The following is an 18,894-nucleotide window of genomic DNA, read 5'->3' as shown; positions in this document are numbered from 1 at the left end:
TGAACCAGGAACACATGATGTGTTCCCGGTTCAGAGGCTCCTGCCCGTCGGACGTGAAGTCCGCCGTGCATCCTGAACCCGGCTTTTCAATTTCACTTAGCGGGCGCTCAGCCGCCCTATGCGCTCCCAGGGAGACACAAAAGAACCCGGCTGCCGGGAGCATCCCCGGATACCGCTATTATCCCCGGCCCTAAGCCGCAGGCATACCGAACCCACGGAAGAACCGGCATTACTGGCTTTAGACTGATTGCTGAGACTATGCAACCGGGCTTGGAACATGCCAGGGATTGTACAGACTATGTATCTGGGTTTGGATCATGCTAGGAGGTGCGCGGATTATGTATCCGGGCTTGAAGCATGCCAGGGATTGTACAGACTATGCATCAGAGCTTGAAACATGCCAGGGATTACACAGACTATGTATCCGGATTTGGATCTTACTAGGGGTTGCACAAACTATGTATCCAGGCTTGAAGCATGCCAGGGATTTACAGACTATGTGTCCGGGCTTGGATCATGCTAGGGGTTACACAGACTATGCATCCGGGCTTGAAACATGCTAGGAATTGTATAGACTATGTATACGGGTTTGAAATATGCTAGGGATTGCACAGACGCATCCGAGCTTGATATATGCCGGGGATTGTACAGAATATGCGTCCGGGCATGAAGCATGCTAAGGAGTGTACAGACTATGTATCCGGGCATGAAACATGCTAAAGATTATACAGACTATGCATCTAAGCTTGAAACATGCTAGGGAGGAGAGGGAAGGGCGGCGGTTCTGGGAGCGGGACATAACCTTGCGGGGGCAGATCGCTAGAGGCCGGTCCTTAGAGTGAGTTACGTAGAAGAGGGCGAAACCTCGCAGGATCCGGGGCACTGTTTGAGCCGTATTTTGGCGAGTTTGCCCCGGATTCTGCTAATAAGAGGTTTCGTCCTCTTCGGAGTTACTCACTCTTAGGACCGGCCGATGCGATCAGCCCCCGCAAGGTTATCCGTCCCGCTCCCAGAACCGCCGCCCTTCCCTCTCCTCTCGGACCCCAAAATTCAAATGGAAAATATTGTAAGTTTTGATTGAAACGAAGGGGGAATTTCGGGGAAATTTGGTGGAAATTGTGGTGTTTTTGATTATTTTCGCCTGGTTTGCTTGATTTTTGATTCGACAAACGGTATAAATATAAGTAAGGGTTTTTGGTTTGTAAAAAATGGAAATTGGAGATTGAATGGATGACGGCTTTCGGCGGACTTGATGATGGGAACTTAGAGAAAGGGAGGACGTGTATGGTTGCGGATGGTGCTGCTTTGGAAACGAAAACTTTTGCCTTGTCTTTGAGCCAGCAGAATATTTGGAATCTGGAGCAGGCTTATCCCGGGACATCCATTAACAATATCAGTACGACCATTAGAATCCAGGGAAGGATCGATTTTAATGCTTTGCAGAAGAGCGTGAATCTGGTGCTGGCTTCTGATGGTTCTTTGCGTACCCGTATTTTCAGAAGCGGGGGAGGGCCGGTGCAGTATCATGCGCCTTATACGAAGGAGGTTTTTCCGGTTCTGGATTTTTCGCATACCAGCGCGAAGGGGATGGAGAGCTGGGAGCATGCGGTGACCAGAGAGGTGATTCCGCTGGAGGATGGCCCGCTGTACCGGTTCGTGCTGTTTCGGACCGGGGAGAATTCCGGGGGAGTGCTGATTAAGGTCCATCATATTATCTCGGATGGCTGGGCGCAGGTGCTGCTCTGTAACCGGATCGGACAGACTTATTTGGATCTGCTTTCGGATAAGGCGGTGGAGCTTGAGGAATCGCCAAGCTATCGGCTCCATGTCTTGGAGGAACAGGAGTATTTAAAATCTTCTGCTTATCAGAAGGACCTGGCCTATTGGTCCGGGGTTATGCGGGATGCCGGTGAGCCTTCTATGATCAAGCAGGTGAAGAGCGCGGCGGTAAGTCCTGTGGGCCGAAGGAGCAGTTTCAGGCTTCCGGATGTGATCAATCATGCGATTTATTCCTTCTGTATGCAGAACCGGGTGGCGCCTTTCGCGGTGTTTTACATGGCTCTGGCTATCTATTTTAAGCGTATCGGCGGAGCGGACCGTTTTACGATCGGGGTTCCAATCTATAACCGCAGCAGTTTCGTGTCCAAACAGACCACAGGGATGTTTGTCAGTACCCTTCCCTTTATCAGTGATATTCATGAAGAATGGTCTTTTTCCGAATTTAATGAGCGGCTGGCGGAGAATTGGTATGAGCTTTTGCGCCATCAGAAGTTCCCCTTTGAGGATATTGTACGGATGGCGGAGGATGAACAGAAGCTGTCGGGAAGACTGTTTCATATTGCGTTGTCTTATCAGGACAGTACGATTTTAAAAAGCAAGGATACGTCCGTACATTTTTCCGGGCGCTGGCATTATAACGGGTATCAGGCCGAGCATTTGTGTATTCATCTGAGTAACCTGGAGGATAACCGGAGGTATTCGGTGGATTATGATTATCTGACCCAGTTTTATTCGGACCGGGAGATTGAAGATTTGCACAGGTGTCTGCTGAATATTTTGCAGGAAGCGCTGTATGCGCAGGAGCGGCCGATCTATCAATTGTCCGTGCTGGGAAGTGAGGAGAGGGAGCAGGTATTATATACCTTTAACAGGACTTTAAAAGCAGTGCCGGAGGAGGGGCTCTACCGCCAGTTTTGCCGGCAGGTGGAGGAGCATCCGGAGCGGGCGGCCGCGATCTGTGACGGCGCAAGAGTCAGCTATCGGGAACTGGAGCACATGGCGTATCCGGTTTATGAAGCCATCCGGCAGGGCGGCGTTATGGAAAATGCGCTGGTGGCGGTATTTCTTCCGAAAAAGCCGGAACTGCTGGCGGCCATGATCGGGATCTTAAGGGCTGGCTGCGCCTATCTGCTGCTTTCTACCGACCAGCCGGAAGGGCGGGCTGTGGATATCTTAAAACAGAGCGGCGCGAAGTTCTTGATTTCAGAAGAAAAAGTTTTACAGGAAGCGGGATTTCGCAGTATTCCGGTACCTGTCCTGGATATGGGAGGCCTGGCGGAAAATGAAGGCGACCCGGCGGCCTGCGCGCAGGAGCTGCCGGAGGATCTGGCGTATGTGGTCTACACATCCGGCAGTACCGGCAGGCCAAAAGGCGTGGAGATTACCCGGCAGAATGTCAGTAATTTTGCCCAGGCAATGTCCGGCGTATATGGGAAGGGAGCGGTTCTTTCCATTTGCAATGTGGGTTTTGACGCGTTTATGCTGGAGAGTATCGTGCCCTTGCTGAACGGCAGGACGATTGTGCTGCCCAAAGAGGAGGATACCGAATCACCGGAGAGAATCGCCGGTTTGATTACCGGCTACGCGGTTGGTTTTATGGCGCTGACGCCTTCCAGACTGACGGCGTTTTTAAAGAACGACTCTTTCCTGGAAGCTATGCGTTCGATGGAAAGTATTGTCTGCGGCGGTGAGGCATTTCCGGGTGAATTGCTTTCCAAACTGCAGATCTGTTCCGATGCCCAAATTTATAATCAGTATGGTCCCTCAGAAGCTACCGTGGGCGTAAGCATGAAGCTGCTGAATCATACGGCGCAGATCACTGCGGGCCCGCCGATGCAAAACTGCAGGCTCTATGTGCTGGATGACTGGATGAATCCGCTGCCCATTGGGGTCTATGGAAATCTCTATATCGGCGGCGCGTGCGTGGGCAGAGGATATCGCAATGAAGAGCAGATGACAAAGGAAAGCTTTCTTGATAATCCCTTTGTATTGGGGGACCGCATATACCGGACCGGGGATACCGCCCGATGGACGCCGGAGGGCGAGATCGTTCTCGGAGGAAGAACGGACCGGCAGCTTAAGCTTCGGGGCGTGCGGCTGGAACCCCAGGAGATCGCCGCTTGCCTGTCTTCCCATCCCAAAGTGAAAGAGGCGGCGGTCAAAGTATTTGCAGACAGGAGCCAGGAGATTCTGGCTGCTTATTATACCTCGCGGGAGATGCTGACGGAAGGAGAACTGCTGGCTTATGCCGCTTCTTATCTGCCGCGCTATATGCTTCCCACGGTGATCATCCGGCTGGACAAGATACCGCTTACTTCCAATGGAAAGGTGGATGAGTCCGCGCTTCCAAGGCCGGTTTCCGCAAGGGAGACCGGAAAGATCAGTACCCGGCTGCAGGAAGAACTGCTGGGGATCTTCCGGACAGTGCTGGAACGGGAGGATCTCGATCTGGAAAGTGATTATTTCCTGTATGGAGGTAATTCTTTGAATGCCATGCAGGTCATCTATGAAATAGAAAATAAGACCGGCCACACCATGCGGATCGCGGAGTTGTACGCTTGCCGGAATGTCAGGAGACTGGCGGAATATCTGGGGGATGACGGAAAGGCCGCAACCGGGCAGATGGAGGCAGATACAAAGCAAATAAATGTTATGTCTGTGCCGGGAACGCTCAGGAAATTGACGCCGGCTCCCAAATTGGAGCGTTATCCCCTGATGCCGATTCAGCAGGGAATCTATGTCCAGTCTCACTTTGAGGACGGACAGCTGGCCTATCATATGCCAGGCGCATTCAGCCTGCCGGAGGACGTGGATCTGAACAGGTTACAGCAGGCGTTCCGGGATCTGATCGCATGGGATCCCGTGCTGCGTACTTCCTTTCACCAGGACCCCGACGGTGTCTATGCTTACGTGAAAGACCAGGTCCCGTTTGATATCCCGGTACTGCAGGGGGAGAACCGGGAAGAGGTGTTCGGGAAATTTTTGCGCCCGTTTTTTTTGGAGGAAGCGCCGCTTTTGCGCGCTGCCTACTGGCATAAGCCGGATGGGGAATGGCTGTTTTTGGTGGATATGCATCATATCATCGGGGACGGATTGAGCACGCCGCTTCTGATCAGACGGCTGGATGAGCTGTATAGCGGAAATCGGCTGCCCGAAGCAAAAGTCTGTTATCTGGACTATGCGTACGAGCAGATGCAGGGAGAAAATGACCCGGATCCGGCCTGCAAAGAATACTGGCTTGAGAATCTGAATGCGCTGCCGGAAGCATTGAATCTGCCGGCTGACTTTGCCAGACCCCACCGGTTCGATTATCGGGGGAAGGTGGTGACACACCGGTTGCCTGGTCCGCTGAGCGGGGAATGTGACGCTTTTTGTGCGGCGGCCGGAATTACCAGCTATACGTTTTTCGCGGCGGCCTTTGGCCTGCTGCTGGCGAAGCTTTCGGGCAAAGAAGATCTCGTGATCGGGACGCCGGTTTCCGGAAGATTACGGCCTCAGGAACTTGATATATGCGGGCCTTTTATCAATACGTTTCCTCTGCGGCTGCAACCTAAGCGGGGGATCACGGTTTTAGAATATATGCAAGCGGTGCAAGAGGCTGCCACAGGCCTTCTGGATCATCAGAGGATTTCCCAGGAGGAGATAATTGCGATGCATAAGCTTCCGAGATCCTTCTCCCAGAATCCGCTGTACCAGGTGATGTTTTCCCAGAGGCCCCTGGATGCCGGGGAATTTAAGCTGGCAGGAGAGACTCTGGCCTATCATCCCATACCGATGGGCACGGCCAAGTCGGATTTGACCCTGGAGACGGCAAAAGATAAACAGGGCTATTTCTTCTGTCTGGAATACGCGGCCAGTTTGTTTCTGGAGGAAACGGCGGCTTATTTTGGACGCTGCCTGGAACAGATCGTGGAACAATTTATAAAGAACCCGGATCAGACTTTATATGAGCTGTACCCGGTCGCCCACACAGACCAGATGGAGCTGGTGGACGAACCGAATTTTACATATACTCCGTATCTGAACTTACCGATCCACAAAATTATTGAGCGCACGGCGGAGACGGACCCGGACGCGGCGGCGGTGGTATTTCACGGGGAGAAAATTACCAGGGCGCAGCTTCTTGACCGGGCGGATGAGATCGCCGGCCTTCTGGCGGCGGCAGGGGCCGCAGGAGGCGACCGGATCGGTTTGATCATGCACCGGTCGCCGGATCTGTTTGCCGCCATGCTCGGCATCCTGAAGGCAGGCTGTGCTTATGTGCCGATGCTGCCGTCTTATCCGGAACAAAGGCTTAAGACGATGCGGGAAACCGCGGGGATGCGGCTGATTCTATGTGACGGCCGGGCGAAGGGGATGCTCCCCGGGGAATTGGGCTGCCCGCTTATCTGTGTGGAACCACAGAAGAATGGAGAAAACGGGGGAACGGATGCAGGCAAGGCGCTGTCGGCGGGTAAGTTTTTGGATGTGCCGGTTAAAGGCTCCGATCTTGTGAATGTGATGTTTACCTCCGGTTCCACCGGCAGGCCGAAAGGAGTCATGCTAAAACACAGTTCGGTGTCCAATCTGTATGTGAGTATACGGGAACTGTTGGAGCGTGCGGCGGGGCCGATTCTGTGCACGACCAATGTGGTATTTGACAGTTTTATCGGCGAGAGCCTGTTCCCGCTGGCTATGGGGAAAGTGATCGTGCTGGCCGATGAAGAGGAAATGATGCTTCCGTGGAAGCTGGCGGATTTGATCGTCCATGAGGATGTGGAGATATTCCAGGTTACGCCGGCCCGCCTGCAGATGTGTCTGAGCAACACTTCCTTCTGCAGGGCTGCGAACAGCCTGCGCCTGGTGCTGCTGGGCGGTGAAGTGCTGATGCCGTCGCTGCTTCAGAAGCTGCATCAGGTCAGTGATGCGGTAAGCATCAATATGTACGGGCCTACCGAGGCAACGGTCTATATGACCATGATAGAGGTATTCCCGGAGGGGCATATAACGATCGGCCGCCCGTTGCGCAACAGCCGGATCTATGTGCTGGATGAAAATCTGCGGCCGGTGATGCCGACTGCCTGCGGAGAATTATGCCTGGCAGGAGAATGCTTGGCGGCCGGTTATATATCCAGGCCGGATTTGACGGAAAAAGCCTTTGTGCCGGATCCGTTTGCGCCGGGAGAATTGATGTACCGAAGCGGGGATATTGGCCGGCTTCGTCTGGACGGCTCCTATGATTTCCAGGGCCGACGGGATGCCCAGGTCAAGCTGAACGGCCAGCGGGTGGAATTGGATGAAATATCAGGAGCGATACTGGATTCCGGTTTCGTGGTTCAGGCTGCCACCGTTCCGGTTGCGAAACCGGACGGAGCGATGGAACTGTGCTCCTTCTACCAGGCAAAAGATGGCACAAGGGTGGACGAAGAGAAGCTGCTCGGGCATTTGAAAAAACTTCTTCCGCCCTATATGCTGCCGTCAAGATTCGTATCGATTGAGAAAATGCCCTACACTCCCAGCAGCAAGCTGGATCTGCAGGCGCTGAAAAAGATGGCTGCAACCTTGGAAGACACGCCGCCGCTAAAGGAAACAAGCATTTCTGAAACAGATGCAAAAACGGCGGGAGACCGTAAGGAAGAACGGAATAGCATAGAAGAAGTAAAGTTGGCAGAAAAGCAGATAGTAAAACAGGAAGTAAAACAGACAGAAAAACAGATAGTAAAACAGGAAGTAAAGCAGACAGAAAAGCGGATAGTACAACAGGAAGTAAAACAGACAGAAAAGCGGATAGTACAACAGGTAGATAAGCAGAAAGAAATACAGAATGATATACAGAAAGAAAGCTCCGGTTCGGATTGTGGAAGATCCGTTGTATCGGCGGATGTAGATTCCATATTGCAGATCTGGTCGGAGGTGCTGGCCAGGAAGAATCTGGAGGCGGACGTATCCTTCTTCGAGCAGGGGGGGACTTCCCTGGCGGCGCTTAGCGTACTGAGCAGATATTATAACCATCAGTGGGAGCTGTCTCTTCAGGAATTTTATGAGAACCCTTCTGTGATAGAGCAGCTGCAGATTCTGAATCCAAGTTGGAAAGATCAAAAAATAGCGGAAAATAGTAAGGAACCTTTCAGAAACCGGCCGGAACAGGCGGAAGCTACACAGGAACCGGAAGCGGCACGAGGACCGGAAACAGCACAGGAACCGGAAGCGGCACGAGGACCGGAAGCTACACAGGAACCGGAAGCAGCACAGGTACCGAAAGCAGTGCTGCAATCGGGAATGGACGGCAATAGGCCTCGGTCCCGCCAATTGGGCAGAGTCCTGCTGACCGGTGCGACTGGCTTTATGGGAGCTCATCTTCTGCACGCCCTGATCGGCGCCGGCGCAGGAACCGTACTGTGCCTGATGCGGGACGGCAGCAGGGAGCGTCTGCTGGAGCGTCTGTCCTGGTATTTTGGAGCCGGCTGGATTAAGAGTGTTTCCGGCAGGATCAAGGTGATTGCCGGCGATATCAGCAGGCCGGAGCTGGGGCTGTCCCATATGAATTATATCGATCTGGTGGGCAGGCTGGACGCCATTTATAACAGCGCCGCGGATGTGCGCCATTATGCCTCGGATGCGGAGGAATATATCTCAACCAATGTAACCGGCGTGGAACATATCATAGAACTGGCGGAGCGGTCGGGAGCCGTGCTTCATCATATGTCAACGTGCAGCGTCAGCGGGGAGCAGCTGGTTGGTCTGGCGGGAAATGCTGTTTTTACCGAGCACGATTTTGACATTGGACAGGACTGGCAGTCTAACCTGTATGTTAAGACCAAGTTCCTGGCGGAAGCCAGAGTATTTGATGCCATAGAGCGGGGTGTGGACGCCAGAATTTACCGGCTGGGCAGACTGGTGGGCAGATGTTCGGACGGTACTTTCCAGGTAAATCCGGACAGCAACGCGTTCTATCTGCTGTTGAAAGGGATCTTAGCCCTTGGCGTGGTCCCGGATACGATGGCGGACCATTTGACAGACCTGACTCCGGTGGACTACAGTGCGGATGCGGTTCTGGCGCTGGAAGGGACACAGGAACGTGTATTCCATCTCATGAGCCCGCGTCAGACGCGGATAGAAGAGATTGTCCGGGCCATATTGCCGGATACCCGGTTCGTACCGGAGCCGGAGTTTGAGAAGCGGTTGTCCCAGTGCCTTGCAAACGGTTATCAGGCGGATTTGATGCCCCTTGCAGATTTCTGGCATCATATAAAAGCGGCGCCTCCTGTAATCGAAGTATCGGCCGAATATACATGGCAGTTGTTGGAAAAGCAGGGATTTCACAGGGAGATCCCCGGTCCCGGACGATTATTACAGAATTTTCTGTTTGAAACGCAAAGACATGATGGGTAATCCGGAAAATAATACAGATAGATACTGACGGGGGGAAAGAATATGGTTTCAAACCTAACCGCTGTTATATTCATAATATCCCTGGCGGCAATTGTGTTTTATTTTGGCTCCAGCCTGAAAAACCAAAAACAGAATCTGCTCAACACGCTGTTCATGGAACTGGTATTGTTGTACAGTCTGTGGGTGCTGGCGCTTCTGGGAATGAAATTTACAAAGCCTGATAATACGACGCGGCTCATGGTGCTTGACTGTATCACGACTGCGGGGGCGCATATGGCGGCCTTATATCTTACGATTGCGATAGCATTTGTAAAAAGCTATGATAAGCTGCCAAAGCGCTGTTTGCTGCTGTTTGTCGTCCCCTGCCTTACCACCTTATTGTGTGCCACGAACCCGATCCACCATCTGTATTATGAGGAATTTTCGGTGATCAAGAGTGAGCTGGTAATGGGGCCTTATGTTCCGATTTCGGGATTGTACAGTTATATCTGTCTGGGGGCCAGCAGCTTTATCATGATCAATTTTGCGATTAAAAACCGAAGCCGGTTATATTTAAAGCAGAGTATCCTGTTCGCGTTGGGAGGTTTCAGCCCGCTGATCGTCAGCGTGATTGCGACGTTTACCAGCACGCTTCCCATCTCGGCCACGGCCCTCAGCTTTATACCCATTATCGTATTCGACGGCATCGCGATCTATCAGCTTCATATGGTGGATATCAAGCCGATCGCCATGCAGCACGTACTGGACTGGATCTCGGATTTGTACATGGTTTTGAGCGATAAAGGGCTTGTAATCAATTATAATGTTCCATTTGAGAAGGTGTTTGCCTCCCAGTACGGGATTACGGAGAACCGGTATCTGAAAGACTGCGTCAAAGAAGAGGATATCTCCAAAAAAACCGCGATCTATAATATGCTGACCGCTGTCGATGCGTGCAGGGAGGCCGATACGGTGATCTCCTACGAACAGGCCGTCACGTTAGATAAAGAGGGTACGCCGGTAAAATATTATTATGTGACGGATGTTTCGCCTTTAAAAAATGGAGATCAGCTGGCTGGCTTTGTAGTGATATTTAAAGACGTCACCCAGCTAAAGAGAAGTATGCAGCAGCTTCAGGACGGACAAAAGCATATGATGGAGCAGGAGCGGTTCGCCTTTCTGGGACAGATGATGGCGGGGCTGGCCCATAATCTGAAAACTCCTATCATGAGCATATCGGGCTGTGTATCAACGGTGGACAGCCTGGTGGATGAATATGAGTCCAGCCTGAATGATCCGCAGGTGGTGGAGGAAGATTACCGGGAGATCTGTAACGAGATAAGGGAATGGTTACAGAAAATCAGTGAATCCACCGCCTATATGTCCGAGATCATCACGGCGATTAAAGGACAGGCAAACAGTGTAACCACATTCGGGGATTCCACATTTACCCTGAATGAATTGATGAAACGTACGGCGCTGCTGATGCGTCATGAGCTTTTTACCAGCGGCTGTACTCTTGTGTCAGATTATGACCCGGCCATGAATGTAACGCTTCACGGGGATATCAATAATCTGATTCAGGTAATGAACAATTTGGTTTCAAACGCGATTTACGCGCAAAAACAGGTTGGCGGCGGGGAGATTGTGATCGGCATCAAAGCCGACCGGGAAGAGCTTCAAGTATCCGTAGCGGATACCGGTCCCGGAGTCAGTCCGAACGTGAAAGACCGTCTGTTTAAAGAAATGATAACCAGTAAAGGGACGATGGGAAGCGGATTGGGACTGTACATATCGAACGCCGTAGTAAGAGGAAAATTTGGCGGAACTATGTGGCTACAGGATAATCCTGGCGGAGGCGCTGTCTTTGGATTTTCAATTCCATTGGGAGCCGTTCCGAGTGTTAAGAGAGAGGAATCGTAAGAGGTACAGTGTATGAGACAGGGAAAAAGAATGACGAAAATGAACACTTTCTCGATTTTGACAGTGGATGATGATCCTATCATGACATCAACGCTACAGGCTTATTTCCAGAGATCGGGATTTCATGTGGATACGGAGAATGAGCCGGAGAAGGCTGTGGAACGAGTAAGAAACGGCAGATATGACATCCTTCTGCTGGATTTCCTGATGATTCCCATCTGCGGAGACCAGGTGGTGGAGCAGATCCGTCGGTTTAATAAAGATATCTATATAATTTTGCTGACCGGACACAAAAGCATGGCTCCGCCGATCAAGACAATACGGGAACTGGATATTCAGGGGTATTTTGAGAAAAGCGACCGGTTTGACCAACTGGAATTGCTGGTGGAATCCTGTGTAAAATCGATTGGCCAAATGCGGACGATCCGGGAATACCAGCGGGGTTTGTCCACTATTTTAGATGTGCTGCCTCGCATTTACCACCTCCAGGCCGCGGAAAAACTGGCGGAAAGTATTATGGAGGGGGTTCGGGAGATTACCAGATCCGAGGAGGCATTTGTGGGGATAAATTCCTGTAACTGCGTGGAGTTTTCGACGGATAACGGACTGGGGACAGATCTTCCGGAGTGCATCATGAAGCGCAGCGGAAGCTATTTTACCGACGAAGTGGTGGACCGGTATGTACATATGTTCCGGGATGAGGGCAGGAAAGAGCCGGTGGCAGAGGATCAGCTCCTGATACTCCCGATCCGCAGCGGTCAGATGGAATGCATTGGTTTGATCGGGACCAGATGCCCCGGAGAGATCCGCTTTGAGCAAAGACAGCTTTTGGAGATATTTGCCAGGCAGTCCGCCCAGGCTGTGCAAAATACCACACTTCATGCCATGGTAAATAAGCAGAAGGAAGAACTGGTGAAAGCTTACGATGATCTGCGGGACGGCTATATAGAGGTGGTCAGCACCATGCGGTTGATGGTGGACGCCAGAGATATCTATACCCGCGGACACTCGGACCGGGTATCCTATTACGCGGTGCGGGCGGCTCAGCAGCTTGGCAGGAGCAGTGAATACTGTGAACGGCTTAAAGTTGCCAGCCTGTTCCACGATATCGGGAAGCTGGGGGTTCCGGATTCGATCCTTCTAAAAGAAAGCAAGTTAAGCGAAGAGGAATACGAAAAGGTTAAAAAGCATGCGGCGAAAGGGGCGGAGATACTTTCCGCGATCCGAAGATTCGGCGGGATCGCGCCCATCGTGCGCGGACATCATGAACGGTATGACGGCGGCGGCTACCCGGACCGGCTCAGACAAAATGAAATACCCGAGGAAGCACGGATTATAGCGGTGGCGGATTCCTTTGACGCCATGACTTCCGACCGGCAGTACCGGAAATCCCTGGGCTATGAAAAAGCGGTCAAGGAGCTGATCGAGGGGAAGAATACCCAGTTTGATCCGGACATTGTGGATGCCTTCCTTATTATATTAAATGATTACGAAAAGATAAAAGAAGAACTGGCCTGGACTTATGAAGAGGCGGTTCTGTAAGAGAAAAAACAGAAAAACAGCAGGAGGCTCAAATGAAAAAATTCCCTTTGTATGATACCGAATATTTTGATACAATTCCAGCATATCTGGAGGGGCTGTCACGTAAATATGGGAATCGGGAGGCCATTTCATATTTCACCAGAAAACAGGAAAAAATAACGGTTACCTATGAGGAACTGGTCTTACGTGTCACTTATTTAAAAGAAGAGCTGATTGCTATGGGCATGGCAGGACGCCATATCGCGATAGTCAGTGAAAACAGCTGTGACTGGGTTGTGGCCTGCCTGGCAATTATGGCCTGTGGGGCGGTTGCCGTGTGCGTAGATATCGAGCAGTCCGATGACAGTATCAGGGAAATGATCCAGATGGCGGATGCCGAAATGGTATTCGCATCCGCAGGATACCGGTCGGTTTTTGACCCGGTCAGTGTGGATCAGTTAGGTTTAAAACAGGTGGTTTATTTGGGCGCGCAAAGAGAGGGGACGAAAAGCCTTGACGAGTTGTGCGAAAAGGGTAAACGGCGCACAGAAGAACAGCAAAGTGGATTTGTGACGGTGCAGCCGGACCAGCCGGCGGTAATCGCCTTTACATCGGGCACTACCAGCAAGTCCAAATTGGTGATATTAAGCCATAAAAATATCTTAAAAAATATGTGCGATTCCTGTTTGTATGTCACTTTCGAAGAGACTGTATTCTGTTCACTTCCCTTTTACCACACATACGGACTGACCTGTTCGATACTGGGATCGCTGCTCAGAGGGACTCACGTCTATATAAACGGAGATCTGAAGACGATGCTGCGGGATCTGAAGCTGGCGAAACCGGATACTATGCTGACGGTTCCCCTGATTGTGGAATCCATTTATAATCAAATCTGGCTGAACGCAGAGAAAGCCGGAAAAGCCGATCAGCTGAAAAGATTGTTAAAGCTGGTGCGCGTTTTGAGAAAATGCGGTATCCGTATGAAGAGCAAGACCCTGGACGGAATCCGGGAACAGATAGCGGGCAATCTTCACATTATGATCTGCGGCGGGGCACATCTTGGAAAAGAAATATCGGAGGATTTTGAGTCTTTCGGCATTCTGATCCTGCAGGGCTATGGAATCACCGAATGTTCACCATTGATCTCCGTGAATAGCAACCGGTCTTATAAGATGGGTTCTGTAGGCTATGTACTGCCCAGCTGTGAGATCCGGATCGTGGAGGATGAGATCTGGGTCCGGGGAGATTCCGTGATGGAAGGATATTATAAAGCGCCGGAGCAGACGAAAGAGGTAATGGAGGACGGCTGGTTTAAAACCGGAGATCTGGGGTATCAGGATAAAGACGGGTGCCTGTATCTGACCGGACGGAAGAAGAATCTGATCGTATTTAAGAATGGGAAGAAAACCTCGCCGGAGAAGCTTGAAGAGCTGATTATGCAGGTGCCTCTGGTAAAGGAGGTGGTCGTAACCGGTACGGCCAGCGGGACATCTGTGGATGATGTCAAGATTACAGCCAGCATCTATCCGGATCCCGACCGCACCGGCCATATGTCCTCTTATGAGATACTGGAGGAACTGCAAAAAGAGATCGACGCCATCAATGAAAAACTTCCGACCTATCAGCAGGTTCAAATGATTAATATACGGGAAAAAGAATTCTCTAAGACAGGGACGAAAAAGATTAAGCGGCATATGGTGTAAGAAGCCGGCAAGAAGAAGCGGCTATGGTATTTAAGAGGAAAAGGTGGAGGATGGATTATGCTGGAGTTTATTCAGGACGCTATATATACAGTGACCGGTAAAAAAGGGGTCACCTATGACACAGATTTTATTAAAGATCTGGCTTTAAATTCATTTGATATTATGAATATTATTGTAATTTTTGAAGATCATTTTGATATCTCCATCCAACCAAGGGAGGTCTGGCATCTGCATCTGGTCCGGGATGTGATCGAGTATCTGGAAGAGAGAGGAATTACCCAGCCATAAATTAGAATAGACAAAAAACCTGGGGCCATGATATAATGTCGACAGACATTAGATCTGCGCCGGAGCGCTTTATCTGGCGCGGAGTGTGCATCTACCGGAGGAATCATGATTGTAACAATCATGGGAACAGGCCGGACATTTGGAATGGAGACAGGAATGAAAAGGGTTTTAATTATCGGCGGAGGCGCTGCGGGGATGGCAGCGGCAGTTTTTGCCGCCCGAAGCGGTGTCTGCCAGGTAGAAGTTTTTGAGAAAAATGAGAAGCTGGGGAAAAAACTATTTATCACAGGAAAAGGACGCTGCAATGTAACAAACGCTTGCGATACGGAAGAATTATTCTTAAGTGTGCGTTCCAATCCGAAGTTTTTATATAGCGCTTTCTATGGATTTACAAATCAGGATGCGATGCAATTCTTTGAAGATCTGGGAGTCCCGTTGAAAGTGGAGCGTGGGAACAGGGTCTTTCCGGTGTCCGACCATTCTTCGGACATCATCCGTGGATTGGAAAATGAAATGAAACGCCTCAATGTGCGGACCCATCTGCGCGCGGAAGTGGCGGACATTATAATAGAAGAAACTCGTTTTCGTGGAATCCGGCTAAAGGATGGACGGGCGGTGGACGCAGATGCCTGCGTGATAGCAACAGGCGGCTTTTCCTATCAGGCTACCGGTTCCACCGGCGACGGTTACCGGTTTGCCAAGACCGCCGGACATCAGGTGACGAAGCTTGCTCCCTCCATTGTTCCGCTTGAGGTAAAAGAAGACTACGTAAAGCGTCTGCAGGGACTGTCCCTGAAAAATGTGCAGGTGACGATTACAAGTGGAAAAAAGGAGCTGTATTCGGATTTCGGAGAAATGCTGTTTACCCACTACGGGGTGAGCGGACCGCTGATCTTGAGCGGAAGCAGCTATATCACGAACCAGATTGGAAATGAGACATTAACGCTTTCGATTGATCTAAAACCAGCTCTTAGCATAGAACAGCTGGATCACCGGATTCTGCGGGATTTTGAGGAAAACCGGAACCGCGATTTTAAAAATTCACTGGGGAAATTATTCCCCGCCAAATTGATTCCGGTGATCGTGTCGTTGAGCGGGATACCGGAGGAAAAAAAGGTCCATGAGATCTCCAGAGAAGAACGGCAGCAGCTGGTGTGGCTGATCAAGCATTTGACGATGACGGTGACCGGGCTTCGGGGATATCAGGAAGCGATTATAACCAGGGGCGGAGTGAATGTAAAAGAGATCAATCCGTCTACCATGGAATCCAGGAAGGCACAGGGACTTTATTTTGCCGGAGAGGTTCTGGATCTGGATGCAGTGACCGGGGGATTTAATCTTCAGATCGCCTGGTCTACAGCATATACGGCCGTGCAGGGAATCATTGCAGCGGCACAAGATGCGCAGGTCTCCTAGAATGTGCGTCGAAGAAGCAACAAGGGAGGAAGGTTTATGGGCTATAGTATTGCAATTGACGGACCTGCGGGAGCGGGGAAGAGTACGATTGCGAAGCGTATTGCGAAATCGCTGTCATTTGTCTACGTGGACACCGGGGCCATGTACCGGGCGATTGCGCTGCACCTGATCAGGCAGGGGGTTCCGCCAGGGGATTCCGATCTGATCGGGAAAGTATGTCAGGAAGCGGATATCACGATACGCTATCAGGACAAGGAGCAGCAGGTTCTGTTAAACGCAGAGAATGTAACCGGGCTGATCCGAACGGAGGAAGTTGGCAATATGGCCTCCGCCTCATCGGTGAATCCAAAGGTGAGGCTAAAGCTGGTGGAACTGCAGAGAGCTTTAGCGGCCGGGGCAGATGTGGTGATGGACGGCCGGGACATCGGGACTTATGTGCTGCCGGACGCATTCCTGAAGATTTATCTGACGGCCAGCGTGAAGACCCGGGCGAACCGGAGATATCTGGAATTGCAGAAAAAGGGAATCCCGTGCGATCTCGCGCAAATCACGGAAGATATTGAAGAACGGGATCACAGAGACATGACCAGGGAGTTCGCTCCCCTTAAGCAGGCGGAGGATGCGGTTCTGGTAGATACGTCCTCTATGAATATTGAAGAAGTGGCGGATCAGATCCTGAAGTTATATAAGGAAAAGAGAGCAAAGTTATGAAAGTAAAGCTTGCGAAAACCGCGGGATTTTGTTTTGGAGTAAAACGCGCGGTGGACAGAGTGTATGAAGAAGTGGAAAAGGGAGGAAGCCCGATCTATACCTTTGGTCCGATTATCCATAACGAGGAGGTCGTGGAGGATCTGGAGCGAAAGGGCGTATCGGTAATTCATACGGAGGAAGAGTTAAAACAGCTGAATAAAGGTACCGTTATTATACGTTCTCACGGAGTATCCAAACATATTTACCAGGTGATCGAGAAACAGGGACTGAAAATGATCGATGTGACCTGTCCGTTCGTGCTGAAGATCCATCGGATCGTGGAGCGGGAGAGCGCCCTGGGAAAACATATAGTTATAATTGGAAATGATAAGCATCCGGAAGTAGAAGGAATCAAAGGCTGGAGCAGTGGCAAAACTACGGTTATCGAGTCTTTTCAGGAGGCTGAAAGTTTTCAGGTTCCGAAGGGCGAAGAGCTTTGCGTGGTTTCCCAGACGACATTTAACAACAATAAATTTCAAGATTTAGTTGAAATTCTCTCTAAAAAGGGTTATGATATACTTGTTGTAAATACGATTTGCAATGCCACAGAAGAGCGACAGGCAGAAGCAAGGCAAATTGCCCGGGAAGTCGATGCTATGGTTGTGATTGGAGGCAGGCACAGCTCCAATACACAGAAGCTATATGAAATATGTAAAAAGGAATGTAACGATACTTACTATATACAGACTCTGAATGACTTAGATGTGCAGAAGCTGTTGTCCGTTGGCTGCGTAGGTATTACTGCAGGGGCTTCCACCCCAAAGAAAATAATTGAGGAGGTTCAAAAGGAATGGCAGAAATGAGCTTTGAACAAATGTTGGAAGAATCTTTTAAAACAATACGTACAGGAGAGGTAGTCGAGGGCACAGTCATCGGTGTGAAAGAAGATGAAATCATCTTAAACATAGGTTACAAAGCAGACGGCATTCTCACAAGAAATGAATATACCAATGAGTCGAATGTGGACCTGACCCAGATTGTTTCCGTAGGGGATACGATGGAAGTGAAAGTTCTGAAGGTAAATGACGGGGAAGGACAAGTTCTGTTGACCTATAAACGTCTCGCTGCCGAGAGAGGCAACAAGAGACTGGAAGAAGCCTTCAATAATCAGGAAGTTCTCACCGCGAAAGTCAGCCAGGTTTTAGACGGCGGCTTAAGCGTGGTCATCGATGAAGCCCGTGTATTCATTCCGGCCAGTCTGGTGTCTGACTCTTATGAGAAAGACCTGACGAAATACGCCGATCAGGAGATCGAATTCGTGATTACCGAGTTCAATCCGAGACGCAGAAGAATCATTGGCGACCGCAAACAGCTGCTGGTTGCAAAAAAAGCGGAACTTCAGAAAGAACTGTTCGCCAGGATCCATGTGGGTGATGTGGTGGAAGGTACCGTCAAGAATGTAACCGATTTTGGCGCATTTATCGATCTGGGCGGTGCAGACGGTCTGCTTCATATCTCTGAAATGTCCTGGGGCAGAGTGGAGAACCCTAAGAAAGTATTCAAGGTTGGCGAAGTGCTGACAGTCCTGATTAAGGATATCAACGGCGATAAGATCGCCCTGAGTTTAAAATTTGAAGATCAGAATCCCTGGTTAACCGCAGCGGATAAATATGCGGTTGGAAACATCGTAACGGGTAAAGTAGCCAGAATGACCGATTTCGGTGCGTTTGTGGAGCTGGAGCCGGGTGTGGACGCGTTGCTGCATGTATCCCAGATTTCCAGAGAGCATGTGGAGAAACCTTCGGATGTACTGCGGGCCGGCCAGGAGATCACCGCGAAAGTGGTAGATTTCAACGGAGAAGACCGTAAGATCAGCCTGAGCATGAAAGTTCTGGAAGCTCCTTTGGAAGAACGCACAGAAGAAGTCCCGATGGATGCGGAAGAGTATAGTGCGGAACAAATGGATGAGGAAGCTTTGGAAGCGGCTTCTGTGGAGAATGCAGAGGAATATACCGAGGAAGCCTAAGGGCTGATACCGGCAGGGAATATAAATGAAAATAGGGTATCGCAAAATCATCAAAACGGATGGTTGAGCGATGCCCTTATTTTATTCCATAGGAAAATGCGCCTATGGAATAAAAGCCGTATCTTTTAATGGGAACCGGACGGATTTCCTTTTGCGTACTTTTGCGTATACTGTTTGGGCATGAAATATGGAAAC

The 18,894-nt window shown here is 50.5% G+C and carries 9 protein-coding genes; all 9 read left to right on the top strand.

The features are described from left to right. The first annotated feature begins 1,284 nt into the window (after window positions 1-1,284). Entirely contained in the window at window positions 1,285-9,150 is a 7,866-nt protein-coding gene (locus KTH89_RS17115; RefSeq protein WP_238722507.1) for a non-ribosomal peptide synthetase, read from the top strand. 42 nt (window positions 9,151-9,192) lie between these two features. Continuing rightward, the gene (locus KTH89_RS17110) at window positions 9,193-11,052 is read left to right on the top strand and encodes a sensor histidine kinase (protein ID WP_158347577.1); all 1,860 of its coding nucleotides are present in this window, start codon (window positions 9,193-9,195) and stop codon (window positions 11,050-11,052) included. A gap of 12 nt (window positions 11,053-11,064) precedes the next feature. After that, window positions 11,065-12,594, top strand: a complete 1,530-nt coding sequence (locus KTH89_RS17105; protein WP_238722506.1) for an HD domain-containing phosphohydrolase — start codon at window positions 11,065-11,067, stop codon at window positions 12,592-12,594. 32 nt (window positions 12,595-12,626) lie between these two features. Further along, window positions 12,627-14,279, top strand: a complete 1,653-nt coding sequence (locus KTH89_RS17100; protein ID WP_238722505.1) for an AMP-dependent synthetase/ligase — start codon at window positions 12,627-12,629, stop codon at window positions 14,277-14,279. 57 nt (window positions 14,280-14,336) lie between these two features. Next, window positions 14,337-14,567 carry an acyl carrier protein gene (locus KTH89_RS17095; protein WP_158347571.1) on the top strand — a complete coding sequence of 77 codons (231 nt, stop codon included), beginning with the start codon at window positions 14,337-14,339 and terminating at the stop codon, window positions 14,565-14,567. 156 nt (window positions 14,568-14,723) lie between these two features. After that, window positions 14,724-15,983 (top strand): BaiN/RdsA family NAD(P)/FAD-dependent oxidoreductase, encoded by a 1,260-nt coding sequence (locus tag KTH89_RS17090; RefSeq protein WP_158347569.1) that lies wholly within the window; start codon window positions 14,724-14,726, stop codon window positions 15,981-15,983. Between the two features lie 36 nt (window positions 15,984-16,019). After that, complete coding sequence (cmk, locus tag KTH89_RS17085) at window positions 16,020-16,694, top strand: (d)CMP kinase (protein ID WP_238722504.1); 675 nt, start codon at window positions 16,020-16,022, stop codon at window positions 16,692-16,694. Beyond that, complete coding sequence (gene ispH / locus KTH89_RS17080; RefSeq protein ID WP_158347565.1) at window positions 16,691-17,536, top strand: 4-hydroxy-3-methylbut-2-enyl diphosphate reductase; 846 nt, start codon at window positions 16,691-16,693, stop codon at window positions 17,534-17,536. The genes cmk and ispH overlap by 4 nt, the downstream gene beginning before the upstream one ends. Continuing rightward, complete coding sequence (rpsA, locus tag KTH89_RS17075; protein ID WP_158347563.1) at window positions 17,524-18,699, top strand: 30S ribosomal protein S1; 1,176 nt, start codon at window positions 17,524-17,526, stop codon at window positions 18,697-18,699. Before ispH ends, rpsA begins: the two co-directional genes overlap by 13 nt. Window positions 18,700-18,894: the final 195 nt, after the last annotated feature.

The organism is Diplocloster agilis (assembly GCF_019042275.1).
GTDB lineage: Bacteria > Bacillota > Clostridia > Lachnospirales > Lachnospiraceae > Diplocloster > Diplocloster agilis.
Note: the sequence above shows the minus strand (reverse complement) of the source record. Positions and strands in the feature narration are given on the sequence as shown.